Annotated in this window: 21 protein-coding genes; 9 read left to right on the top strand and 12 right to left on the bottom strand. The window is 66.2% G+C overall.

Annotated features, from left to right (window positions below):
* The 3 genes from sufB to GWG54_RS14935 all read right to left on the bottom strand — a co-directional run bounded on the left by sufB (window position 1) and on the right by GWG54_RS14935 (window position 6,741).
* Window positions 1-1,431 carry a Fe-S cluster assembly protein SufB gene (sufB, locus tag GWG54_RS14945; RefSeq protein WP_167938534.1) on the bottom strand — a complete coding sequence of 477 codons (1,431 nt, stop codon included), beginning with the start codon at window positions 1,429-1,431 and terminating at the stop codon, window positions 1-3.
* Between the two features lie 61 nt (window positions 1,432-1,492).
* A complete protein-coding gene (locus GWG54_RS14940) occupies window positions 1,493-2,404 on the bottom strand; it encodes an ABC transporter ATP-binding protein (protein WP_167938533.1) in 912 nt (303 codons plus the stop codon).
* A gap of 236 nt (window positions 2,405-2,640) precedes the next feature.
* Complete coding sequence (locus GWG54_RS14935; RefSeq protein WP_167938532.1) at window positions 2,641-6,741, bottom strand: DNA polymerase domain-containing protein; 4,101 nt, start codon at window positions 6,739-6,741, stop codon at window positions 2,641-2,643.
* A 118-nt stretch (window positions 6,742-6,859) separates the two neighbouring features.
* Between GWG54_RS14935 and GWG54_RS14930 the strand changes: the two genes are divergently transcribed.
* Genes GWG54_RS14930 through GWG54_RS14920 form a run of 3 tightly spaced genes read left to right on the top strand, consistent with a single transcriptional unit; the run spans window position 6,860 to window position 8,058 of the window.
* Entirely contained in the window at window positions 6,860-7,048 is a 189-nt protein-coding gene (locus tag GWG54_RS14930) for a hypothetical protein (RefSeq protein ID WP_008426790.1), read from the top strand.
* Window positions 7,049-7,105: 57 nt separating this feature from the next.
* A complete protein-coding gene (locus GWG54_RS14925) occupies window positions 7,106-7,594 on the top strand; it encodes a hypothetical protein (protein WP_167938531.1) in 489 nt (162 codons plus the stop codon).
* Complete coding sequence (locus GWG54_RS14920; protein WP_167938530.1) at window positions 7,591-8,058, top strand: hypothetical protein; 468 nt, start codon at window positions 7,591-7,593, stop codon at window positions 8,056-8,058. Before GWG54_RS14925 ends, GWG54_RS14920 begins: the two co-directional genes overlap by 4 nt.
* 27 nt (window positions 8,059-8,085) lie before the next feature.
* Here the strand turns inward: GWG54_RS14920 and rad50 are convergent, their stop codons facing one another.
* From rad50 to GWG54_RS14905, 3 genes are all read right to left on the bottom strand, one after another.
* A complete protein-coding gene (gene rad50, locus GWG54_RS14915; protein WP_167938529.1) occupies window positions 8,086-10,764 on the bottom strand; it encodes a DNA double-strand break repair ATPase Rad50 in 2,679 nt (892 codons plus the stop codon).
* The gene (gene mre11 / locus GWG54_RS14910; protein WP_167938528.1) at window positions 10,761-12,185 is read right to left on the bottom strand and encodes a DNA double-strand break repair protein Mre11; all 1,425 of its coding nucleotides are present in this window, start codon (window positions 12,183-12,185) and stop codon (window positions 10,761-10,763) included. Before mre11 ends, rad50 begins: the two co-directional genes overlap by 4 nt.
* Before the next feature lie 123 nt (window positions 12,186-12,308).
* Entirely contained in the window at window positions 12,309-12,578 is a 270-nt protein-coding gene (locus GWG54_RS14905; RefSeq protein ID WP_008426799.1) for a helix-turn-helix domain-containing protein, read from the bottom strand.
* A gap of 125 nt (window positions 12,579-12,703) precedes the next feature.
* Between GWG54_RS14905 and GWG54_RS14900 the strand changes: the two genes are divergently transcribed.
* Both GWG54_RS14900 and GWG54_RS14895 read left to right on the top strand, forming a co-directional pair.
* Window positions 12,704-13,921 (top strand): proteasome-activating nucleotidase, encoded by a 1,218-nt coding sequence (locus GWG54_RS14900; RefSeq protein ID WP_167938527.1) that lies wholly within the window; start codon window positions 12,704-12,706, stop codon window positions 13,919-13,921.
* A 186-nt stretch (window positions 13,922-14,107) separates the two neighbouring features.
* The gene (locus tag GWG54_RS14895; RefSeq protein ID WP_167938526.1) at window positions 14,108-14,989 is read left to right on the top strand and encodes a glycerophosphodiester phosphodiesterase; all 882 of its coding nucleotides are present in this window, start codon (window positions 14,108-14,110) and stop codon (window positions 14,987-14,989) included.
* A gap of 19 nt (window positions 14,990-15,008) precedes the next feature.
* Here the strand turns inward: GWG54_RS14895 and GWG54_RS14890 are convergent, their stop codons facing one another.
* Window positions 15,009-15,146: a hypothetical protein gene (locus GWG54_RS14890; protein ID WP_008426805.1), complete on the bottom strand. Its 138-nt coding sequence runs from the start codon at window positions 15,144-15,146 to the stop codon at window positions 15,009-15,011.
* Between the two features lie 90 nt (window positions 15,147-15,236).
* On the opposite strand from GWG54_RS14890, the gene GWG54_RS14885 reads away from it, so the two are divergent.
* Window positions 15,237-15,797 carry a GMP synthase subunit A gene (locus tag GWG54_RS14885; RefSeq protein WP_167938525.1) on the top strand — a complete coding sequence of 187 codons (561 nt, stop codon included), beginning with the start codon at window positions 15,237-15,239 and terminating at the stop codon, window positions 15,795-15,797.
* A 227-nt stretch (window positions 15,798-16,024) separates the two neighbouring features.
* The gene (locus GWG54_RS14880) at window positions 16,025-16,930 is read left to right on the top strand and encodes an NmrA/HSCARG family protein (protein WP_167938524.1); all 906 of its coding nucleotides are present in this window, start codon (window positions 16,025-16,027) and stop codon (window positions 16,928-16,930) included.
* 72 nt (window positions 16,931-17,002) lie between these two features.
* On the opposite strand, the gene arcS is transcribed toward GWG54_RS14880, so the two are convergent.
* Entirely contained in the window at window positions 17,003-18,754 is a 1,752-nt protein-coding gene (arcS, locus tag GWG54_RS14875; RefSeq protein WP_167938523.1) for an archaeosine synthase subunit alpha, read from the bottom strand.
* A 47-nt stretch (window positions 18,755-18,801) separates the two neighbouring features.
* Window positions 18,802-19,215 carry a hypothetical protein gene (locus tag GWG54_RS14870; RefSeq protein WP_167938522.1) on the bottom strand — a complete coding sequence of 138 codons (414 nt, stop codon included), beginning with the start codon at window positions 19,213-19,215 and terminating at the stop codon, window positions 18,802-18,804.
* 82 nt (window positions 19,216-19,297) lie between these two features.
* On the opposite strand from GWG54_RS14870, the gene GWG54_RS14865 reads away from it, so the two are divergent.
* Complete coding sequence (locus tag GWG54_RS14865; protein WP_167938521.1) at window positions 19,298-19,552, top strand: hypothetical protein; 255 nt, start codon at window positions 19,298-19,300, stop codon at window positions 19,550-19,552.
* 73 nt (window positions 19,553-19,625) lie between these two features.
* Here the strand turns inward: GWG54_RS14865 and tgtA are convergent, their stop codons facing one another.
* Both tgtA and GWG54_RS14855 read right to left on the bottom strand, forming a co-directional pair.
* Window positions 19,626-21,107, bottom strand: coding sequence for a tRNA guanosine(15) transglycosylase TgtA (tgtA, locus tag GWG54_RS14860; RefSeq protein ID WP_167938520.1), 1,482 nt, complete (start codon window positions 21,105-21,107; stop codon window positions 19,626-19,628).
* Window positions 21,108-21,222: 115 nt separating this feature from the next.
* Window positions 21,223-21,777 (bottom strand): NUDIX hydrolase, encoded by a 555-nt coding sequence (locus GWG54_RS14855; RefSeq protein WP_167938519.1) that lies wholly within the window; start codon window positions 21,775-21,777, stop codon window positions 21,223-21,225.
* Window positions 21,778-21,946: 169 nt separating this feature from the next.
* Between GWG54_RS14855 and GWG54_RS14850 the strand changes: the two genes are divergently transcribed.
* Window positions 21,947-22,222: a PadR family transcriptional regulator gene (locus GWG54_RS14850; protein ID WP_167938518.1), complete on the top strand. Its 276-nt coding sequence runs from the start codon at window positions 21,947-21,949 to the stop codon at window positions 22,220-22,222.
* Between the two features lie 181 nt (window positions 22,223-22,403).
* On the opposite strand, the gene GWG54_RS14845 is transcribed toward GWG54_RS14850, so the two are convergent.
* Complete coding sequence (locus tag GWG54_RS14845) at window positions 22,404-23,135, bottom strand: hypothetical protein (RefSeq protein ID WP_167938517.1); 732 nt, start codon at window positions 23,133-23,135, stop codon at window positions 22,404-22,406.
* Window positions 23,136-23,614: the final 479 nt, after the last annotated feature.

Here is a 23,614-nt window from a genome sequence, read left to right as displayed (position 1 = left end):
TTATCCGAGGCTTCCCTCCATCTCGAGTTCGATGAGGCGGTTGAGTTCGACCGCGTACTCGATGGGCAGTTCCTCCGTGATCGGCTCGATGAAGCCGGCGACGATCATCTTCTTGGCGTCGTCGTCGTCGAGTCCGCGGCTCTGGAGGTAGAAGATGTCCTCGTCGCCGATCTTGCCGACGGTCGCCTCGTGGGCGACGTCGACCTTCGACTCCTCGATCTCCATGTACGGCATGGTGTCCGAGGTGGACTCGTTGTCGAACATTAGGGCGTCACACTCGACGGCGGTCGAGGAGTTCTCGGCGCCGTCGGCGATGTGGACGAGACCGCGGTAGTTGGTGCGGCCGCCGTCCTTCGAGATCGACTTCGACTCGATGGTCGAGGACGTCTCGGGCGCGTTGTGGTAGACCTTCGCGCCGGTGTCGATGTCCTGGTCCTCGCCCGCGAAGGCGATGGTGATGTGGGTGTCGGTCGCGCCGCGACCCTTGAGGATCGAACAGGGGTAGAGCATGGTGGCCTTCGAGCCCATCGAGCCCGAGACCCACTCCATGGTGCCGTTCGATTCGACGATAGCGCGCTTGGTGTTGAGGTTGAACGTGTTCTTCGACCAGTTCTGCACGGTCGAGTACTGGACGTGAGCGTCCTCGCCGACGAAGACCTCGACACCCCCGCTGTGGAGGTTGTGGGTGCCGTACTTCGGCGCGGAACAGCCCTCGATGTAGTGGACCTCCGAGCCCTCCTCGGCGATGATGAGCGTGTGCTCGAACTGGCCCATCCCCTCGGAGTTCATCCGGAAGTACGCCTGTACGGGCATCTCGACGGTGACGCCCTCGGGGACGTAGACGAACGAGCCGCCCGACCAGACGGCGCCGTGGAGCGCGGCGAACTTGTTGTCGCTCGGGGGGACGCAGGTCGTCATGAAGTGCTCCTTGACGAGTTCAGGGTGCTCCTGAACCGCCTTGTCCATGTTCATGAAGATGACGCCCTTCTCCTCCCACTGCTCCTGCATGTTCTGGTAGACGACCTCTGATTCGTACTGGGCGCCGACGCCCGAGAGGGCGTTCTTCTCGGCTTCCGGGATGCCCAGCTTGTCGAAGGTGTCCTTGATCTCGTCGGGGAGCTCGGTCCAGTCGTCGACGCCCTCGCGCTTGTCGACGTCCGGTCGGATGTAGGGGACGATCTCCTCGATGTCCAGCTCGGTCAGGTCCGGCTGACCGGGCCAGTCGGTCGGCATCGGCATGTTCTGGTACTGCTTGAGCGCGCGCAGCCGGCGCTCGAGCATCCAGTCGGGCTCGTCCTTGTCCTCGGAGATCATCCGGATGACCTCTTCGGTCAGGCCCTTGTCGGACTTGACGGCGGCGTTTTGCTCCTTCTTGAACTCGAAGCGCGCCTCGGTGTCGGTGTCTTTGAGGTGGTCTTGTTCGGAACTCATGATTGGTATGTATTCGTGTTTACGGCTGTAGCGTTATTACGGTTGTTCTAGTCGAATCCGGTTACGCCGTGCCGTAGACCTCGTCGCGGACCCAGTCGTACCCCTTGTCCTCGAGTTCCTCTGCGAGCGAGGCGTCGCCGCTTTTGGCGATCTGGCCGTCGAGCATCACGTGGACGTGATCGGGCTCGACGTAGTCGAGGATGCGCTGGTAGTGGGTGATCTGGAGGATCCCGGTGCCCTGCTCGTCGCGCAGCGCGTTGATCCCGTTCGAGACGTCCTGCAGGCGGTCGATGTCGAGCCCGGAGTCGATCTCGTCTAAGACGGCGATCGACGGCTCGAGGATGGCGGCCTGAAGGACCTCGTTTTGTTTCTTCTCGCCGCCGGAGAAGCCGGCGTTCAGGTAGCGCTGGGCGAACTTCTCGTCCATGTCCAGCTGTTCCATCTTCTCCTGGAGGATCTGCTGGAACTCGGCGACGCCGACCTCGCCTTCGTCGACGTTGCCCTCCATCGGCGACGTCTCGAAGCCTTCGTCCTCCTCCTCTTCTGTTTCCGCTTCGTCCTCGTCCTCGAAGAGCTCCTCTCGCTCCTCGATCTTGGCGTTCAGCGCCGTGCGCAGGAAGTTCGTCATCGTGACGCCCTCGATCTCGGCGGGGTACTGGAAGCCCAGGAAGACGCCCAGCGCCGCGCGCTCGTTGGGCTCGAGTTCCAGCAGGTTCCAGGTGCGCTGATCCTCGTCGATCTCGACGTCGTCGCCGAACTCGTCGTCCTCGAGGTGGATCAGGACCTCGCCCTCGGTGACCTCGTAGGCCGGGTGGCCGGCGATGACCTTCGCGGTCGTCGACTTCCCGGAGCCGTTGGGGCCCATCAGGGCGTGGATCTCGCCCGACTCGACCTCGAGGTCGACGCCCTCGAGAATCTTCTCGTCGCCGTCCGCCACTTCCGCGTGCAGGTTGGATAGTTCGAGGCGTGCCATAGTACTCTGTCGTGTAAACCGTGGGTCGTCCGCCTGATAACGGTTTCGTATGCGATTGGATACGGTTTCGAATGGCGAAGAATATTTTTCTGAACCGGAACCGTCGCCGCCGACTGCGCGGCGTCTCGACCGACCGATAGCGGCGCAGTGACGGTTCAGCGTGCCATCTTGTCGCGAATTTGGGTTTCACGAGACGAACGACGCTCCGGTGGTGCCTGCGCTCTCGAGTCGACGGCCTACCAGTACTGGTCGAGCCCGGTCTGTTCCTGGCCCGACTTCACTTCCTCCCAGGAGACGTCCAAGGCCTCGAGGATCCGCGAGATCGGACCCTTCAGCGTCTTCTCGAGCATAGTGTCGTAGTCGACCGCGAACTCCGGGGGGATCTGGTCCTCGTACTCGAAACAGATGACGTCGGGATCGCGCTTGAACGCGCCGTAGACGGGGTCCCGGCGCGCGTCGAGCCCCTCCTCGTCCTCGAGGCGCTCGAAGAAGCCGGGGTCGACGCGCTCGAGGTAGAGTCGCTTGGGCTTGCTTCCGCGCTGGAAGTTCGTCCCGAGCAGCCGATTCGCGTACTTCGCGCCCCGAACCTGGGCGGTGTCGGTGTCGTAGTTGTCCAGTCGCTTGCCGATCCCGCCCGGGATGGCGAGGTCGTCGAGGCTCACCTCGCCCGTGCGGACGTCCTCGATGACACCTTGGACGTACTCCTTGGCGCCCTCGACGTCGCCCTCCTTGACGATCATCTCGATGACGCGGTGTTGGACCTCCTTGGTGATCGGGGCGATGTCGGAACGCTGGTACTCGAAACCGACGATGTCGACGTCGTCGACGTCTTTGCCCTCTTTCCAGGTGATGTGGCCGGCGTAGCGTTTCTTCTTGCCCGCCTGGAAGAAGCGCCGATAGAGCTTCTCGAACTCGATCTGGAAGCGGTGGGCCTCGGCGTTCAGGTCCTCGCGTGCGAAGTCGTCGTAGCGGTCGTTGATGTGCTCCTCGATGTGGAAGGACTGCTCGAGGGCCTCCTCTTTCGAGACGTCGGGGCCGAGCTCGAGCATGACCGAATCGGTATCCCCATATGTAACCTGATAATTCAATTCGTTTGCAGCAGTTTCGGTAAATTCGATGACTTCGCGCCCAGTAGCGGTGATAGCAGATGCCGCTTCCTTATCATATAGCCTGAATTGTTCCCATCCCGATACGCCATACAACGAATTCATAATAACCTTGACAGCTCCCTGCTGGCGGTCGTACTGCTCGTACGCCGGCGTTCCGGGTTCGTGTTCGTTCCGGAGTCCCTTCTTCTCCTCGCGCTCGGCGAGCAGTTCCGTGATCATCTCGCGCATCACCCCGTCGGGCTCCTTCCGGAAGTGGATCGGCTCGGGCCGGGTCGGCGCGGTGTAGGTCTCGCCGTCGTACTCGTCGGGATCGACCCGTGTCTCCGGTGAGGCGTTGATCGTCGTCATACACATCGGGTACAGCGACTTCAGGTCGAGCACGGTGACGTTTTCCTTGACGCCCGTGATCGGGTCGAAGACGGCCCCGCCCTCGTACTCCTCGCCGGCTTCCTGTTGCCCCTTCGAGGGGAGGGCGAACTGCCCGTGGGCCTGGTGGAGGACGTACATGTCGACCGCGTCGCCGGGGGTGGGGGCGTCCTCGAGTTTGCAGCCGACGAACGAGCGGACCTCGTCCCAGAAGGGGACGATCTCCTGCTGGCGGTCGAGTTCGACGCAGATCTCGACGTCCCGGAGGTTGTACGCGAGCAGCTGTGTCGGGTCGTCCTCCCAGAGGTCGCCGATATCGCCGGCGTAACGTTCCTTGCCGACCCCGAGTTCGGACTCGCCGACGGCGTCGAGCCGGTAGGAGTCGAGTTCGGAGAAGACCATCCGCTGGTAGCCGTAGAGCAGGTCGAAGACGACTCGACCCTTGATGTCGGGACCACCCCAGTTGCTGCGCCAGACCTCGTCCACTCGGGAGAGGCGATCGATCTCGAGGTTGTAGTCGTGATGGGGACCCTGGAGTTCCTCGAGGCGATCGAGGAGGTATGGTGCGTCGAAATCATCGCAGTTATGGACCAGACACCCTTCAGCGATGAAGTTATGCGTCGTCGTTTCGATGTCGTAGGTCGTTTCAGTACCAGTTACCGAAACGTCCGTTACCTCAACGAAGACGTACTCTTCCCACTCCTCGGAGTGTGTCTCGTGACGTTTGAGGTTGATACCACGCCGGTGTTTGTCGTTCCCGACCCGTTTGGCGTCAGTCCCGACATCAGCTTCGAACAATGCGTATGGGATGTTCTCGGATTGACCGCTTTTGCCGCCCTCAAAGTCCGTTAGGGCGTCTTTCTTTTCGGGATGTCCCATATGCGGGAGAACGCAGTCCTTCAGTCGATCGATGCCGCGTTTCGCATCGGGAATCCTAACGACGTTCTCTCGTTGCTGCGCGTAGATTCCAAGTCGCTTGAATAGCTTTACGTACCACTCACCGATCGACCGGTTCTCGGCAGCAACTGTGATCCCACTTTGCGCAATATTTCCGTCGCCATCGATAGCTCCTGCCAAGAAGCGACTGATGTATTCGGACGGCATTTCGTAAATCGTCGAGAGATCGACGGGGCCGTCGTTTTTGTTTCCAAACGGAATACCGAGCCCGTTAAGGGCGTACATCATCGCATAATCCAGCACGTTCTGTTTGTAACATCCCTTTCCGTCCGGTTCTAAGTGATTCTCGCCAGGGAATTGTCGATGAAGTTCTTCTCGAGTGTTGTAGAACCGAACGCCATCATCTGTCGACATCGACCCGTCCGTGAGGATCAGCCCAGCGTAATAGAGTTCGTCAGGCGTTATTTTTCGTTCGACAGCAACACCCGTTCCCCGATATTCGACGCCACCATCTGGAACGGGAACGTCGTACTGGCTCGCTGCATCTCGACAGCGTTTCGGCGTCCAGACGGTCGTGTGAGGGTGGTGTAACGTTCCGGTTACAACGTCGAATTCGTCGGCTAACTCGGTGATGGCACCGTATGGAAGATCCGTCTTGAATTCTGAGACCGTCTGTTTGTCGGCGTACCGTTGGTTCTCTACTGGAATGAGTTCCGAAAGTGTGGGGACGATCGGCTCTTCGACGGAGAGTCTCCGCGGCTTGAGTACGTAATCACCAGATTCGATTTCGCCCCCCTCCTTCCAGTCTACAGTATCGTCGTCCCCGACCATTATCCGATGCTCGGCTGACGATCGGAGCGAGGATCCATCAGCTAACGAGAATTCACGAATCTCTTTTTTGCTTTCCCACTTGTTCGTTACTTCTGCAACGCCTGTTTGCTGTGATTCGGAACCGACTACCGAATCCCCGATTTCGATATCTTGTATTTCTTTTTCGGTTCCGTCCGCCATGAGGACGTCACTATCCGCCGGAAGACAGTTCCAGCCAGTGACGATGTCTGGATCTGCCTTATTTCGATCAGCAACGTAGTCGACGAACGCTTCGAGCATCGCCTCCTCCTCCTCGAACGCTCGAATCTCGTGGTCGATCTCGCCCTCGATCGGGTCGTACTCGGTGATCTCGTCGGGAATGTGGCCAGAACCCTCATCGGCTGCACAGACCCACATGATGTACTTATCACGGTAGGAGTCGTGGCTGGTGAGACAGACGATGGGTTCTTCGCCATCCTCCGGGAAGCCGTGGCGGTCCTCGACCTCGATGTCGAACGTCAGCACGCGCGGTTCGGCATCGACGTCTGCGGCCTCGACTTCCTCGTGGGGGACGACCAGCGAGCCGTCCTCGGCCCGCCGTTCGGGAACCCGGATCCCGCTGCGGACGTCCTTGTCGATGAGAAACCGGTTCGGGAAGAGGATGTCGGCCTCGTAGTGCTCGAACTCGTCGCGGACCTGCCCGACGTCGCGGGGCGTCTGGCCGAAGATCTTCGTCAGCTTCTCCCCGCGGATGCTCTCGTAGGGCTCGCCGTCCTCGTCCACCTCGCGGCTCCCGGTGAGTCGGTCGTACGCTTCCTCGGGCGGACGCTCGAGGGACGCCGTCGGCGCGTAGAAGTACGGACGAAAGCCGACGATCTGGACGTGTTCCAGTTCGCCGTCGGCCGTCCGTCCGAAGACGTGCATGATCGGTCGCTCGTCGTCGCCGTAGCCGGCGATCGTGTAGTCGACCTGCATCACGGCGAGATCGAGTTCCCCCCGCGATTCGGGAAGCGTCTCCTCGACGACGTCGATCACGTCGGCGGCGCTCGAGCCGCCGTTGCCTGCGACGTGTGCCGCCTCCGCGTCCGGTCGGTCGCTGGGTTCGTCGGACCCCGATCCGAAATCCGCGAGTCCGCTCTGGCCCGCCTCGGTCATGGTACCGGAGTTCGGCGCCGCCGGTTAAAAACCCACCATTCCCGGTTCGCTGCGGTACCGGCGAAAACGCGGTGGGGCAACAAGACATATAATGTGGTAACACATAGCAAAGGGCGAGGTGACCGACGTGTCTACCCGTGCCAACGAAGACGAGATGATGGATCGACGCGAACCGCGTAGCGAGCCCGAGGGCACAGCGACCGTCGAGGCTTACGAAATCGAGGACGGGGTGGTGTTCTACGACGCCGAGAACCCCCTCGCGTGGGTCGAGGCGAGCCGGACGCTCGCGCTCGAGGAGTTCGTCTGAACCGAGGGCGCGGCGCGAACGCGAATCCTTTTCCTTCCGGTTCCCGTCTGCGCAGGTGTGGTGTTCGATCGCTCCGAATACGAGCCCGAGGAGTGGGACCCCGAGGAGGAGTTTACCGACTCCAATAGCGACTCACTGACGATCCCCAAGGTATCGACGGAGGACGCGGGGTCCGGCCTCGGGTCGGACCTGCGTTCGGAGTTCGAATCGTCGGCCGAGCCGGAGATCGAAACCGACGTTCCGAGCGACCTCCTGCAGACGTTCTGGTCGCTCGTCCTCGTCATCAACGCGGCCGTCCTCGCGCTGTCGCTTGGCGTGCTGTTTCTGGTCTTCGAGGGCCCTTCGACCAACAGCGTCGTCCTGCTCCTCGGCGGCATCGTCCTCTCCGGGTTCGCCGTCCGCCGCTACCGGACATCCCAACCGTCGGACGGCGACGACCCGTCCGCACCCGACGCCGACTCGGACCGCGATGCCGACCCGTCCGCGCCCGACGAGACGCCCGCCGAACCCGAACACCGATCGCCCGCGGATCACGACCGACCATGAAACCCGTCCAAGACGACACCGGGAAGCGATACGTCCTTCTCAAACGCTCCGAGCACGCGAGTCTCGTTCGCGATCCCGAAACCGGTAACGAGTGTTACGTCCAGAACGACCGCCTCGAGCACCTCGAGGACGAGTCCGTCCTCGAGACGGCTGCCCGAACCGTCGACGAACCGGTTCGAACGCTGTTGACGGCCGTCCACGACGAAACCGCCCTCGGGTTGCTCGTCGACCTCGGCGAACGCGGCCCGCTCGGCGTTCGCGAGATGCTCGACGCCTACGACTGCTGCGAGAGCGATCTCCACGGTCGGCTCACGGTGTTGACCGCCGCGGACCTGATCGTCGAGACCGACGTCGCCGGCGAACGGGGGTACCGACTCGCCGACGAGGGCGAAGTCGCCCTCGAGGCGATCGGCGCGAACACCGACGCGAACCCGCGCTCCGGAGACGACCGCGGGGAGCACTAGCCGCCGGCGGTATCGCTCTCGAGTCAGTCACTCCGCCCCCAGCAGCGCCGCCTCCGGCGGCTCGCCGCGCACGAGCCGCGATCGGTTCGAGGTGGCGTCCTTCTCGACGCGGACCAGCGAGTCCGCCGCGCCGATCAGCTCCTCGTCGTGGCTGACGACGACGATCTGTTCGACGCCCAGATCCCGCATCGACTCGACCAGCGACACCAACTGCGTGACGTGACCCGAGTCGAGGAAGACGGTCGGCTCGTCTAAGATCAGCGGCGGCATGGGGGCGGTCCCCTCGACACCCTCCGCGAGCAGCCGGTAGATCGCACACCGCAGACTGAGGTTGAATAGCGCCCGCTCGCCCCCCGAGAGCTGCTCGGGCTCGAGGGGCTCGCCGTCTTTCTGGTAGACCGTCAAGCGATACTCCCCGTCCAGGTCGATCCCCGCGTAGGAGTCGTTCCGGTAGACCAGATCGAACGTCTCGTTGAGCAGCCGTTCGAGGGTCTCGACGTTGCGCTGGCGCAGCTCCGCGCGCAACTCGCCGTAGGTCGTCTGGAGCGTCTCCGCCTCGCCGTACAGCGAGTCGAGCCGTTCGCAGCGCGTTTCGACCGCCTCGAGGCGCTCGCGGAGCCGTTCGAGCTCTTCGAGTTTCTCCTCGAGCCCGCCGATCCGGCCCCGAAGCTGGTCGCGGTCGTCCTCGAGGCCCGCGAGTTTCTCCTCGACTCGCTCGAGGTAGTCCTCGGCTTTCTGCTTCTCGCTGCGGGCCCGTTCGATCCGCTCGTCGTCGAACTCGGATTCGAGCTCGCGCTTTCGCTCGCGTTTCGAGGCGAGTTGCTCGCGGCGCTCCTCGTTCATCGTCTCCCAGTCGGCCCGTCGCTCCCGGACGGTCTCGAGCTCGCGCTCGAGGTCGGCCCGCTCGCGTTCGATCTCGGCGACGCGGCGAAGCGTCTCGAGCTTCGCCTTGATCTCGCTTCGCTCGCCGTTGATCTCCCCGAGTTCGGCTCGCGCGTCCGCGACGTCGTCCTCGAGGTCGTCGGCCTCCTCCCGTTTCGCCTCGGCCTCGCGCTCGCGCTCGTCGGCCTCCGTTCGGAGCTCCTCGCGCTGGTCGCGGCGCCCCTCGAGCGCGTCCCGTTTCTCCGCAACCAGCTGGGCGACGTTCTCGCGGTTCTCCTCGAGTCGGTCGACCCGCCGTTCGGCCTCGCGGAGCGCCTCGGCGCGCTCGATGCGTTCCTCGAGTTCGTCGCGCTCGTCGGCGAGTTCGTCGCGTCGGTCCTCGAGCGCCGCGAGCCGGTCGCGTTTCTCCTCGAGAACGTCGACGTGGGGCGAGTCCGTCACGTCCTGACCGCACTCGGGGCATTTCCCCTCCTCGAGCAGTCGCTCGCCCTCGGCGATCGCGTCCTCGACCGACCTGATCTCCGCGGCGACGTCGTTGTGCGTCGAGACGAGCTCCTCGCGGTCGTCCTCGAGGTCCTCGAGGTAGCTCTCGGCCTCGCCGAACGCGATCGGCGCGTCGTCGAACGCCTCGCGGGCGGCCTCGATCTCCGCGTCGAACTCGTCGAGTTTCGCCTCCCGTTGCTCGATCGTCTCGACGGCGTCCTCGAGGTCGTCGTCGAGCTGGTCAGCCTCCTCGCGTTTCGTCTCGGCCCGGGATTCGAGCTCCGCTGCCTCCTCGCGGAGCCGCTCCATACTTCCCTTGCGCTCGGTGATCGCGACGCGGGCGTCCTCGAGGTCGTCGCGCAGCTCCTCGTCGCGCTCCTCGAGGCTCTCGATGCGGTCCTCGACGGCCTCGGCGTCGCCCGTCTCGAGGTCGGTTTCGGCGAGTAACTCGTCGCGCTCGTCGGCGAGTTCCTCGCGGCGCCGGCGTCGTTCGCGCAGTCGCTCGCCGGCGTCCTCGCGCTTTCGCTCGGTCTCGTCGATCTTCGAGCGCAATTCCTCGATCTCCTCGGCGAGGTCGGCGAGCTCCTCGCGGGTCTCCTCGTGGCGCTCGAGGACGTCCGTCGCCGTCTCGAGGGAGTCCCGGGCGTCCTCGCGCTGGGACTCGAAGCGATCGATCTTCGAGACGACGTCGGCGTGGCGCGACTCGAGTTCGTTGAGCCGCTCGTGGAGGTCCTGTCCTTCCTTGCGTTCGACCTGCGTTCGGAGGTCCTCGAGCACCTCGCGTTGGCCGTCGAGCACCGACTTGACCCCGAGGCGGGCGTCGCTGGCGCGCTCGCGGTACTCCTCGAGCGCGCCGAGTTGCAGGAGGTCGTCGATCATGTCCTGGCGCTCGCCCGGCGAGGCGTGGATCAGCTTGTTGACCTCGCCCTGGCGGACGTACGCGCAGTTGACGAACGCCTCGGCGTCCATCCGCAGGAGCCGCGTCACCTCCGCGCGAACGTCGCGTGCGCCCTCGACGGTCTCGGTCGGCGTCTCGAGGACACACTTCGTCGTCGTCGCGCGGTCGCCACGCAGCTTGAGCCGGCGCTCGACGCGGTACTCGCGGCCGTCGTGGGTAAAGCGGAGCTCGACCTCGCTCTCCTCCTCGCCGGTCGTGATCACGTCGTCGAGCGTGCGCTCGTCCAGCGCCTTCGAGCCGTACAGCGCGAAGAAGACGGCCTCGAGCAGCGTCGACTTCCCGCTGCCGTTGACCCCGTGGACGATCGTCACGCCCCGCTCGAGGTCGAGTTCGGCCTCGCCGTAACACTTGAAGTTCAGCAGGCGGACGCGGTCGACCCTCATTCGAAATCACCCAGCGAGGCGTACTCGCGGTCGGAATCCGGCATCGACTTCGACTCGGAACTGTCTCCCGGGCTCGCGTCGGCGGCGTCGCTCGACGTCTCGGCTTCGGTGTCGGTACCCGTACTCGTCTCGGCGTTCCCGTCCGGGCGGGTGCCACTCGCGCCCGCGGCCTCGTCGTTCGCGTCGTCGTCCGCCACAGACGCGGTCTTGGCGGCAGCGGGCTTCTCAGCGTCGGCCTCGCCCTCCCGTTCCGCGACGGCCGTCGCGTCCGCGCCGTCCGGCCCCCGGTCGGGAGCGGGTTCGAACGCCGAGGCCTCGTCCTCGAGAAGCTCCCGAACCCGGCGCTCGACGCGCTCGCGGACGTTCGCGTCGGCGAGGTCGTCGTTTCGAACCGTGCGATCGAGTTCGCGGGCGGCGTCGCTGAGCCCCAGCTCGCGGACGCGCTCGCGGACCGCGTCGTCGGGGTTCGCGAAGCTCACCGACACGTCGGCGTCCTCGTCCGGAAGCTCCCGGCGGTCGTTCACGCGGGCCACGAGCGCGCCCCGATCGACCGCGAGCTCCTCGACGGCCGCGGGGGTAATCGGCTTGCCTTCCCCCTCGAGGGTGACGACGACGACCGCGTCCTCGAGGTCGTGCTGGCGAACCCGTTCCTGAACCCGGTCGACGCCCTCGCCCTCGGAGAGTTCGACGTCGACGAAGGCGAACTCGCGGGTCGCCTCGATCCCTCGGCGCCGGATCGCTGGCTCCTCGCCGGGCTCGAAGTCGACGAGATTGTACCCTCGCTCCTCGCGCTCGCTCGCGCTCGCGCGCTCGGTCGAACCGCAGTAGGTGATCCAGGTCCCCGCCACCTCGGCGGTATCGGGGTGGTGGTTGTCCCCGAGCAAGACGGCGTCGAAGTCGACGGTCGACGCCGTCAGGAGGCGTTCGGTGTCCCAGTCGCCGTGGGGGAACGGCTCGAACAGGCCGTGGCTCACGAGCGCGGCGTGGTCGGCGTCCTCCGGGAGCGGTTCGAAGTCGTACTCGAGATCCCCGCGGCGCGAGCGGGGGACGAAGTCCAGCCCGTAGACCGCGACGTCGTCGAGCACGTACGGCTCGGCACCGAGCCGGGTCGCGAGCCCGAGATCCGAAAAGAGGTCGAGCCACTGGGCGTCGCGTTTCCCCTCGTGGTTGCCGACGACCGCGAGGAAGGGGACGTCGGCGTCCGCGAGATCCCGGAGGATCTCGACGGTCCCCTGGAGGTCGACCAGGTTCGGTCGGCGATCGTGAAAGAGGTCGCCGGCGTGGACCACGGCGTCCACGTCGTCGTCGATCGCGTCCTCGGCCACGCTCCGGAAGGCCTCGAGGAAGTCCCGCCGTCGCTCGGGCGAGTTGTACTGCTGGTACCCGATGTGGGTGTCGCCCGTGTGTATCACCCGCGTCATCTGTCGGGACGTTAGCTACCGCCCCCTAAATGGATTCCGCGACCGAACTGAAAGTAGAGCGCGCTGACCGAACGGGCGGACCGCACCGTCGGCGAGGACGATGCGAGAACGAACCGAGGACTGCTACGACTCGATGTCGAGGCTGTAGAGACGTTTGCGGGCGTCCGAGAACGAGAACCGGGAGTCGATCACGTTCTCCTCGTCGAGGCGGTTAAGCGCGTACCGCACCGTCCGCGACGGGAGCAGCGTCTCGTCGGCGATCTGCTGTTGGGTCATGGTGTCGTTGTACTCGAGGACCTTCGCGACGAGTTTCGCACTCGGCGGGAGCTCGCGGACGTCCTCCCAGGATCCCCTGTCCGCGGGGTCGGGCTCTGGCGACTCTAGAGAACTCATCGTACACACCCATTTCGAATACGGCCAGATAATATTTTCTGTTTCCATCAATGCTCCGTGGTTATATTCCGAGGGGGCTGTAGTTACCCGAAGCCTCTTATGAGCCAACACCCAACCCACGAGTGATGAGCGACACTGTGGACGACGTCGACCTCCCCTACGACGAGGACGAGGCGTCCCAACAGGAGAAAATCCAGGCGCTCGAGGATCGGTTAGAGATTCTCGAGTCCCAAAACGAGGAGATGCGCGACAAACTCCTCGACGCGAACGCCGAGAACAACAAGTACCAGCAGAAACTCGAGCGACTTACCCACGAGAACAAGAAGCTCAAGCAGTCCCCGCTGTTCGTCGCCACGGTCCAGGAGATGACGGACGAAGGCGTCATCATCAAACAGCACGGGAACAACCAGGAGGCGCTGACCGAGGTCACCGAGGAGATGCGCGAGGAGATCGAGCCCGACGCCCGGGTGGCGGTCAACAACTCGCTGTCTATCGTCAAGACCCTCTCGAACGAGACCGACGTCCGCGCCCGCGTGATGGAAGTCACCGAGAGCCCCGACGTCAGCTACGAGGACATCGGCGGCCTCGAGGAGCAGATGCAGGAGGTCCGCGAGACCGTCGAGATGCCCCTCGAGAAGCCCGAGATGTTCGACGACGTCGGCATCGAGCCCCCGAGCGGCGTCTTGCTGTACGGCCCGCCGGGTACCGGGAAGACGATGCTCGCGAAGGCCGTCGCCAACCAGACCGACGCCACCTTCATCAAGATGGCCGGCTCCGAACTCGTCCACAAGTTTATCGGCGAGGGTGCGAAGCTCGTCCGCGACCTGTTCAAGGTCGCCCGCGAGCACGAGCCCGCCGTGATCTTCATCGACGAGATCGACGCCATCGCCGCCAAGCGCACGGAGTCGAAGACCTCCGGCGACGCCGAGGTCCAGCGGACGATGATGCAACTGCTCTCGGAGATGGACGGCTTCGAGGACCGCGGCGAGATCCGCATCATCGCCGCCACCAACCGCTTCGACATGCTCGATCGCGCGATCCTCCGCCCGGGTCGGTTCGACCGCCTCATCGAGGTCCCGAAGCCCAACCAGGAGGGCCGCGAGATCATCTTCGAGATCCACACCCGCGGCATGAACGTCGCCGACGACGTCGACTTCGCGGAGCTGGCGGCCGAGGCCGAGGACGCCTCGGGCGCCGACGTCAAGGCCGTCTGTACCGAGGCCGGGATGTTCGCCATCCGCGACGACCGCACCGAGATCCGGATGGAGGACTTCCGTGGCGCCTGGGAGAAGGTCCAGGCCGAAACCGACGAGTCCGACGAGGTCTCGAAGACGTTCGCCTGACGACGTGTCCCGACGCCTCCTCGACGTCGTTCTCTCGTTCTCTCCGTGTTGCCGTCGCCCCCCCTCGAGGATCGGACGGTCCGGTGGCCGCACGTTGTGATCGCTCTATAGCGACACATAGATACATATCTTCAGACGTATAACTCATATAAATCATCACTATCTCCGCCCGAGACCTATTCGGCGATGGCTGATCGACAGGCCGACGAGACGGAACGAAGCGCCATCGGAACGAACACTCGACGAACGGTCCTCGGTGCGATCGGTGCGGCCGCGAGCGTCGCGACGGGTCTCGTCACCGCGAGCGACCGCGGTGCGGCGCGGTCCGCCGGCGGTCGGGATCGGACGCCGCGGCTGACCGCTCACCGCGGGTTCGCCGACGTCTATCCCGAGAACACCGTCGCCGCGGTCGAGGGGGCGGCACGGTACGGTGCTGACCGGATCGAGATCGACGTCCAGCCGACCGCGGACGGCGAGATCGTCGTCTTCCACGACGAACACCTCGAGGACCTGACCGACGAGAGCGGGCGCGTCGCCAACGCGTCCGCCGAGACGGTCTGTCGGGCCGAGGTCCTCGACAGCGGCGAGACGGTGCCGACGCTGCGGGAGGTCCTCGAGGCAGCGCGGCCGAGCGTCACGATGAACGTCGAGTTCAAGGCCGCGGGCGAGTACTCCTGGTCGACAGTGGCCGAGCGAACCCTCGAGATCGCGTCCGATTTCCCGGGCGAGTTCTACGTCTCCTCGTTCGAGACGGCCGCCCTCGAGGCGGTTCGCAGCGTCGATCCCGCCGTCCCGATAGCGAAGCTCTTCGGCGCGAACCCCGCCGAGAACCTGGAAATCGCTCGCGAGCTCGATGCCGAGGCGATCAATCCCTCGCTGGACGTCCTCGACGCCGACCTCGTTGCGACCGCCCGCGAGGAGGGGCGGGACGTGAACGTCTACACGATCGATAGCTGGCGGGAAGCCCGGCGTCCGATCGAACTGAACGTCGATTCGCTGATCGCCGACTACCCCAGCGTGCTCGAGTTCGGAACCGACGCGCGATCCGGTTTCGGTCGGCGCCGGTAGGGCGCGAGCCCGCCCGTCCTCACAGCGCCGCGAAGACGAGCCACGGCACCACGAACAGCGCCGCCGTCAGCACGGCGAGAATCAGTAGGTATCCGGCGACGGTGCTGCCCGCGGTGAGCCAGGCGGGGTGGTCGAACCCGCTCGTATCGACTGCCATACCGGTACGAACCGAGGACGCGTGCATAAACGTACCGACGGGCTCGCGGTTTCGGTTCGCTTTTACCGACCCGCCGGCTAGGAGCCCGTAATGACGACAATCGCTGTGGTGGACAACCACGGGCAGTTCACCCACCTCGAGCAGCGGGCGCTCCGGGACCTCGGCGTCGACGCCGAACTGATCGACAACGACGACGATCCCGCGGCGGTCGACGCCGACGGCGTCGTCCTCTCGGGCGGCCCCGACATGGATCGGATCGGCAACTCGGCGGACTACCTCGAGCACGACGTCCCCGTCCTGGGGATCTGTCTCGGAATGCAGCTGATCGCCGAGGAGCTAGGCGGCGAGGTCGGCGGCGGCGACTACGGCGGCTACGCCGACGTGACCGTCGAGATCGTCGACGACGAGGATCCCCTCACCGGCAGTCTTCACCCCGAGACCCGGGTGTGGGCGAGCCACGCAGACGAGGTCACGACCCTTCCCGAAGGGTTCGAGCTGACCGCCCGCAGCGACGTCTGCGACGTCGAGGCGATGAGCGACACCGATCGGGACCTCTACGGCGTCCAGTGGCACCCCGAGGTCGCCCACACCGAGGAGGGCGAGCAGATCTTCGAGAACTTCCTCGAGATCTGCGAGCGAAACGGGGCGTAGTCGAGCTCTCCGGGGTTGCGTTTGCGCTTTCCTCCCGAACAGCGATCCCGAGTAGCGACGCCCCGGCCCACGAGCGCCCGATGACATCGGTGTTACGTGATATCCTCGACGTCGCGGAACGCGTATGTAATTACATTGCGAACGAGGTAACGTAATGCAACCACGAATCGACGCCACCGTGAGGACCGTCCCGACGACCGCTGCCGACGGACAAGGGGTGAACTGAGATGTCCACCAGCGTCCTCGTCACCGGCGCGACGGGTAATCAGGGCGGTGCCGTCGTCGAGCACCTCCTCGAGAGCGAGAGCGAGTTCGACGTCCGCGGACTCACGCGGGACGCCTCTGGCGAGACGGCCCAGGAACTCTCCGAGCGGGGCGTAACGATGGTCGAGGGCGACCTGGACGACAAAGAATCCCTCGAACCGCACGTCGCCGAGGTCGACGCCGTCTTCGCCGTCACGAACTTCTGGATTCAGGGGTACGACGCGCAGGTCCAGCAGGGCAAGAACATCGCGGACGTCTCGAGCGAGGCCGGCGTCGAGCACTTCGTCCTCAGCGGCGTCGGCAGCCACTGGGAGGACACCGGCGTCCCCCACTTCGATTCGGCCCAGGAGATCGACCGGTACGCACAGGACCTCGAGCTGCCGATGACCGTCCTCGGACCCGTGTTCTTCTTCCAGAACTTCGAGGCCTTCGCCGAGGACGTCCTCGAGGACGGTCGGATCGCGCTCCCCCTCGAGGAGGGCGTTTCCCTGCAGATGGTCGACACCGGCGACGTCGGCCGGGCCGCCGCGACCGTCCTCGCGAACCCCGAGGCGTTCCTGGGCGAGCGGATCGAGCTGGCGGGCGACGAGCTCACGCTGTCGGAGGCGGCCGACGTCCTCTCGGAAGTGACCGGGCGGGACGTCGAGCCCGTCCACGTCCCGATCGAGGACGCCTACGACACCTTCGGCGAGGAGTTCACCGTCATGTGCGAGTGGTTCAACGAGGTCGGCTACGGCGCGGACCTCGCGGAACTCGAGGACCGCTTCGGCTTCGAGTTCACCGACTTCGAGCGCTACCTCCGCGAGCACGGCTGGGAGGACAAGGAGGGGATGGCGTCGGTCCCGGGCTGGGTCAAGGCGATGCAGTAGCTCGGCCCTGAAGCCGATCGATACGCGACGGTGAACACGGCGAGATCGGACCGAGAAACGACCGTCGACCGCCTACTTCTCCTCGACGTGGCGGATCTCACAGGCGACCCCGCGCGTGCTCTCGGCCATCTCGCGGCCGAACATCTCGGCGCGGCCGACGCCGAAGGCCTTCGGTCCCTCGACGACGACCTCGTCCCCGACGCGGATCTCCTCGTCGGCGTCGACGATCCCCGGCGCGAGGACGCTGCCGTGGGGCACGAAGCCGTCGATCTCGACGCGTTTCGTGGGGGCCTCCCCGTCGACCCACCGCTTCGCGCCCTCGAGCGTGAACGACAGCGTTCCGTACTGGGGGACCATCGTCGCCAGCTGGGTGTCCTCGCTATCGCGGACCTGGATCTTCGGGTAGCGACTCGTCGTCTGGATGTCCTCGAAGAGGTCGTCGCCCGCGCCGTCGCCGAGCAGGTAGTCCGCGATGGCACGGACGGTGTTGTGCTCGCGCTCGCGTTTGGAGTACTTGAGCTCTCCGGAGAGCGCCCGCTGGAGGTTCGCCAGCGACTCCGTGTCGGTCGGGTGGTCCTCGACGGTGTAGGTGACGTCGAGGTCGAGTTCCGCCTCGACGCGCTCGACGATGTCGCGGTAGCCCTCGTCGGGGACGTGGGCGATGATCTCGGGATAGGCGTTGCGCTCGAGGTACCGTTGCAGCACCTGGCTCACGAACCGCTTTTCGTCTTCCGACCAGCGCCCCGTCACCACGGTGTCGTAGTGTTGGGCGGGGTAGGTCGTCTCGAGTTCCTGCGGGACGACCCCGATCGGGCTGGTCATCGAGACGAGGTGGGCGCGCCACTGGATCGCGTCGTGGAACTGGCGGTGGCTCTGGGACTCGCTGTAGGGCTTCGCCGCCGAGCAGGGCACCAACACGAGCGGGTTGGAAAAGCGGTTGCGGTACCGTGTGGTCACGCGGTCGGCGTAGCGCTGGATCTCGACCCGGCGGATGGTGTCGCTGGTCGCGGCGTCGATCTGGGCATCCCGGAGGATGGGCGTCCGTTCCTCGAGGTAGCCCCACTGCGAATCCAGTTCGCGCACGGCGGCCGTGAGCCACTGATCCTGGCGGGCCTGCCCCTCGACGTAATCGCGCAGTCGGCCGTCGCGGATCCGTCGACGGACGATCCCCAATTCGGCCTCGAGGGCGTGTCGGTTGTGCTCGACGCAGTCCTCGCGGGTGAACTCCGCGCGCGGTTTCCGGCAGGCGGGACAGGCGCAGGGCAACTCCTCGAGATCCTCGAGGAAGTAGGCGTCGTCCGTCGTCAGGTACCGTCCCTGGGTTCCCTTCACAACGGCGGCGGTCTCGTCGAAGAGATCGACCCCGGCGTAGGCGAGCACGGCGACGTTCCGTGGCGTGGCGACTCCCGAGAAGTAGACGGCCGTATCCGTGGGAACCGCCTCGCGGACGTTCACGATCGCCTCGACCAGCGCCGCGCCGTGACCCGTGATCGACTGGACGTCCGAAACGGCGTAGGCGTCGGTTCCCTCGTCGGCCGCACCCTCACTCGAGATCACGGCGACGCTCGGGTAATCGACGTCGGGATAGGAAACGGCGAACGACTCCCGGACCTCCTCGGCGGTTCCCCCGGGGAAGCCGCGGTGGGGGAGCACGGTGAGCCGCGAATCGTCGCCCTCCGGCACCGCCCGATCGGAACTCCACAGCGAGCCCGCGTCCTCGAGGACGTCGTCGACGAGCGCGGGCGTCGAACGCGGCTCCTCGAGGCGGAGCTCGCCCACGCGCGCGGCCCCGTCGCGTGCGTGTACTTCGAAGTAGTCGGTCATACCGCACCTCGCGCCGGAGCGCGAAAGAGGCTGTCGATAGCCGCCGACTACGGGCGATCGATCCGAGCGTCCGACGACGGTTCCGGGCGTCCGGGCCACAGCGCAACCGCGAGGTAGCAGAGTCCGAGACCGCGCGTGAACGGAACGACCCACGGCTTCGGTTCGATCGCGTCGGGGTTCTCGTAGGCCGTCTCGAGCGCGACCGCCAGGAACGCCCGCGGCTGTAACAGGGCGGGAAGTCCGAGGACGGCGAACAGCGGCTTGACGCCAGGCCACGCCGTCTCGCGGTTCCGGACGAGCCAGATCGCGGCGACGCCCTCGAGTCGCGCCAGCGGGAGCGTCCACGGTCGAAGCCGGCCGACGTCGGGGTTCTCGAACGCCAGTCGCTCGCCCCGGGCGACGAGCCGATCGGGAGCGAGGATCTCGATCGCGGCGAGCGCGAGCAACAGTGGCCGGAGCATACCCCCGTTAGGTCGGCGACGGAGAAAAACCCGTACCGTTCGGGCCCCCCAGATTCAACTCGAGCGAACCCGTATCAGCCGTATGTCGCCACCGCCGACCGACGAGCCGGGAGACGGCGTCGACGCGATCGACGACGACCGAATCGTCGCGGCGATCCGCACCGCGCCAAAACCCGTCGTGAACACGACCTACCTCGCCGGCGAGTTCGACGTTTCCCCGGAGGCGCTGCTCGAGCGCCTCGAGTCGCTGGTCGCGGACGGACGGCTCGAGGGCCACGAGGTCGTCGGCGAGGGCTACCTCTGGTGGCTCTCGATCGACGAGGAGCTCGAGGGGTAGGAACGCGACCCCGGAGTATCGACGTCTCTTCCGCCCGCAAACATATACGTAAACGGAACCGAGAACGGACGGACTACTCCGCGTCGCCCGACAGCTCGATCAGTTCGACGCGGTCCGGGACGCGGGCGAGGACGTCTGCGGGCCACCCGCGATGTCCGAGCGCGAACTCGGTTTCGGGGTTGTCCTCGACGAGGCGAGCGACGCCGTCGGCCGCGGCCGCGAGTGCCCCGCGGTCGGTTCGGTCGGGAACTTCGGCGGTCAGCGGGTAGCTCTTCGAGAGCGAACGGGGGAAGGGTCCGAAGGGCGGCTGGACCCGCCAGGACTCGTCGTACGCGTCGCCGCCGTCGGTGCGCCCCTCGGTGAGAAAGAGCGCGTCGGGAACCGCGAGTCGCTCGAGTCGCCGGTGGTGGCGAACCACCTCGGGTCGGCGGGCGCTCTCGTGGGACGTATAGAAGAAGGCGCCCTTCGAGACCGGGTCGGAGCGCTCGAGCTGGTCGGCGTGATCGAGCAGCGTCCGGTAGCCGTCGAGCATGGTCGGATGGGCGCGGGCGCGTTGCTCGACCAGCTCGAGGAGGTTGCCCGCGCGGATGGCCTGTTTGATGCGGCGGATCTCCTCGAAGGTGACGTGGAGGTTGTGGGCGGCGAGTTCCTCCTCGCGCCGCTCGTCCCCGAGCGCGCGGAGGTCGTCGGGCGAGTGGGCGGTACAGACCGGACACGAACACGGCAGGTACTCGAGGTCCTCGAGGTGGCGCGTTCCGCGAACCGTCAGGTACCGGTCGTCCCGGGCGTACAGCGCGTAGGCCGCCGAGTCGAACAGGTCACAGCCCATCGCGACCGCGAGCGCGAACATCATGGGGTGGCCGGCGCCGAAGAGGTGGACGGGCGCGTCGGCACCGAGCCCGCGTTTGGCGCCGGCGACGGCGTCGATCATGTCGTCGTAGCGGTAGTCGTTCATCAGCGGGACGACCGCGCCGACGGGGAAGACGTCCAGATCCGTCCCGGCGGCGTGACGGCCCGCGTCCTCGCGGAGGTCGGGGTAGGTCGAGCCCTGAACGGGCGCGGTGACCAGCATCTCGCCGGTGTCGACGCCCTCGGCGAACTCGAGTCGTTCCTGGGTGGTCGCGAGTTCGTCCGCGGCCCGTTCGCGAGGGACGTCCGGCGGCGTCGGAATGTCGACGGGGGTGGCGATGTCCGACCCGATCCGGTGCTGAAAGTCGAGGATCTCCTCGGTGGTGACGTCGATCTCGCCGTACTCCGCGAGCTGGAAGGAGCCGGAGTCGGTCATGATCGCGCCGGGGAAATCCAGCAGGTCGTGAAGTCCCTCCTCGAGAGCTCGTTCGCGGACGTCCTCGGTGCCGTAGATGATATAGGAGTTGGTGATGAGGATCTCGGCGCCGAACTCCTCGGCGAGCCGGCGGGGACTGATCGTGTCCAGGTTCGGATTGATCACCGGCAACAGCGCCGGCGTCTCGACGGTCGCGTCGGCGCGCGGGACGGTGAGCTCGCCGATACGGCCGCCGGCGTCGGCGTCCCGGAGTTCGAAGCACTCGCGCATTCGACCGTGTGTTGGCGAGGGCGTCGGTAAACGTTCCGTTCTCCCGCGAGGCTATCGCTGCGGCGCCGGGCGCCCCGTGGCGGGCGAGCGCGGCGGTCTTGCCCGTTCCGGCGCGTTACCCGCTCGCTTCGAACAGTCGGTAGTACGAGAGCGCGAGCACCGTCCGGCCGTCCCGAATCTCTCCGTCCCGAACCTCGTCCGTTAGCTCCTCGAGTGTCGTCTCGGTCGGTCGGATGGTCTCGTCGTGGTCGAGGCGTTGCTCGGCTGTGGGACGACAGCCGCGGGCGACGAAGAAGTGCATGACCGAGTCGGCGACCCCGTTGATGGGCTCGACCGTGATCAGCGGCTCGAGGCGCTCGGCCTCGCGTCCGGTCTCCTCGGCGAGCTCGCGACGGGCCGCGGCCTCGAGGTCGTCGTCCTCCGGCTCGGTGCCGCCAACGGGAAGGCCGCGGTTGACCCGCGACACGGCCTGGCGCCACTCCTCGATACAGACGACGTCGCCGTCGGGCGTAAACGGGAGGATGCAGACGCTCGCGGGCTCGGAGAGGTAGTCGAACTCGGTTTCGGTGCCGTCCGGCAGTCGGACGGCTTGCGTGATCACGTCGAACCCCGAACAGGAGTACGACGTTCGTTCCTCGAGGGTTTCCCAGGCGAGCGGATCGGTCGGCATACCCCGCGGTACGTCCGTCGGCGTAAAAAACGCCCCGTCACGGCGTCGACGACCGGAAGCGTACCGAGCGTGCAACCGGTGCTATGCGGTGCGTTCCGGCCGACCCGGAGGGCGTACCCGCAGTATAACAAAGCCACGGATCGGTGAACGTCGGCACTCAGAGGGCACCATGGACGAACTAACCGGCTTCCAGCGCGATCTGCTGTACGTCATCGCAGGCAAGGATCGGCCGTCGGGACAGGAGATTCTCGACGACATCAACGAGTACATCGACCAACCGGTCACCCACGGCCGGCTGTATCCGAATCTCGATGCGCTCGTCGAGAAGGAACTCATCGAGAAAGGGGAACTCGATCGCCGAACCAACTACTACGCGCTGACGCCGAAAGGACGCCGCGAACTCCAGCAGCGCCAGGAGTGGGTCAACCGGTACGTCGACGTGTAACCTGGTCCGGCCCCGACCGTCTCGAGTGCGGCGCTTCGAGCGACGCGGACGCTCGCAGCGACGGCTCGCGGTCGGGCGACGCCCGGACGTCGACGGCGGACCGAACCGACCGACGCCGACCCGTAGCGGAGCGGGCGGGAACGGGGACCCTACGACGGACTGTGAGCGCCGTAGGGTGGGCCTACGCGGTCGTTTCGAACGACACTCGGGAGAGGTCGGCCTCGAGGTCGGCGACGTCCTCGTTGAAGGAGGCGACGAACGCGCCGACGTCGTCGACGAGTCGGCGAACCTCGGGCGCCGGCGCGGGGCCGTACTGGGAGAGCAAGTAGGTGCCGTCCGAGCCGCCGACCCGGAGGTAGGAGGCGGCGTCGCCGTCCCACTTCAGCTCCCAGCGCGTTCCGGAGACGGTCGTCCGGTAGGTGCCGTACTCGCCGTCGTAGCGGTGCAGCTCCTGGGCCATCGCGGTCGCGACCTCGCGGATCCTCTCGAGGATGCGGTCGCGCTCGGCGGACAGTTCCGCCGCGCTCGCGACCGCGGGAAAATCCGCCGTCGCGTCGTCGAACAGCCCGTCGAACGACTCGACGTGCTCGTTGAACGCCGCGACGAACGCGTCGTACGCCTCGAGGGCCCGCTCGAGCTCCGCCGGTTCGGGCGGCTGCTTGCTCGAGACGACGTAGATCTCCGAGCCCGAACCGGGCTCGAACCGCAGGTACTGGACGTCCCCGGCCTCGTACTTGAGCGTCCAGTCGCCGTCGGGGGTCTCGAAGGTGCGCTGGCCGTAGTCCCCGCCCTGGAGGACGGCAAGCTGGCGGGCCATCTCGCCGGCGTGGGACCGAACGCGGGCGGCGACCTCGTCGCGTCGCGAGGCGACGTCGTCCGCCGACGCGACGTCGCTATCGAGTCCGTGGCTCATCGTCCGATGGAGGGACCGGAGCGCGGTAACGGTTTGGGTTTCGTCGCCGACGGCGCCGCTCCCCGTAGCGGGACCGCGGGGGCGCTACGGCGCGGGGGATCGTCCTCGCCTCGAGCGGGCGCGAACCGGCGCCGTCGGGGCGTGAAACCGCACGTCGGGCCGGCTACTCGCTCTCGTCGCCCCCCGTCGCCGACTCGTTGTCCGCGCCGTCCTCGGACTCGGTTCCGTTCGAGGCGTCGTCCCCGGATTCGTTCCCGCTCGATTGGGTGCCGTTGCCGCCGTCGATCCCGCCGTTTTCCTCGTCCTCGACGTCCTGGCCGTTTCCGGTTCCCTCCTCGGCCTCGGGCTCGTCGCCCCCGTCGCCGCAGCCGGCGACGAGCGCGGTCGCCGCCGCCGCGCCGGCGGCCCCCCGGAGCCGGCGCCGGGCGCGGCCGGCAGGGCGCGTTCACCCCCCCCCCCCCCCCGCCCGCGCCCCCCCC

It is taken from the genome of Natronococcus sp. JC468, assembly GCF_012163165.1.
GTDB lineage: Archaea > Halobacteriota > Halobacteria > Halobacteriales > Natrialbaceae > Natronococcus > Natronococcus jeotgali.
Note: the sequence above shows the minus strand (reverse complement) of the source record. Positions and strands in the feature narration are given on the sequence as shown.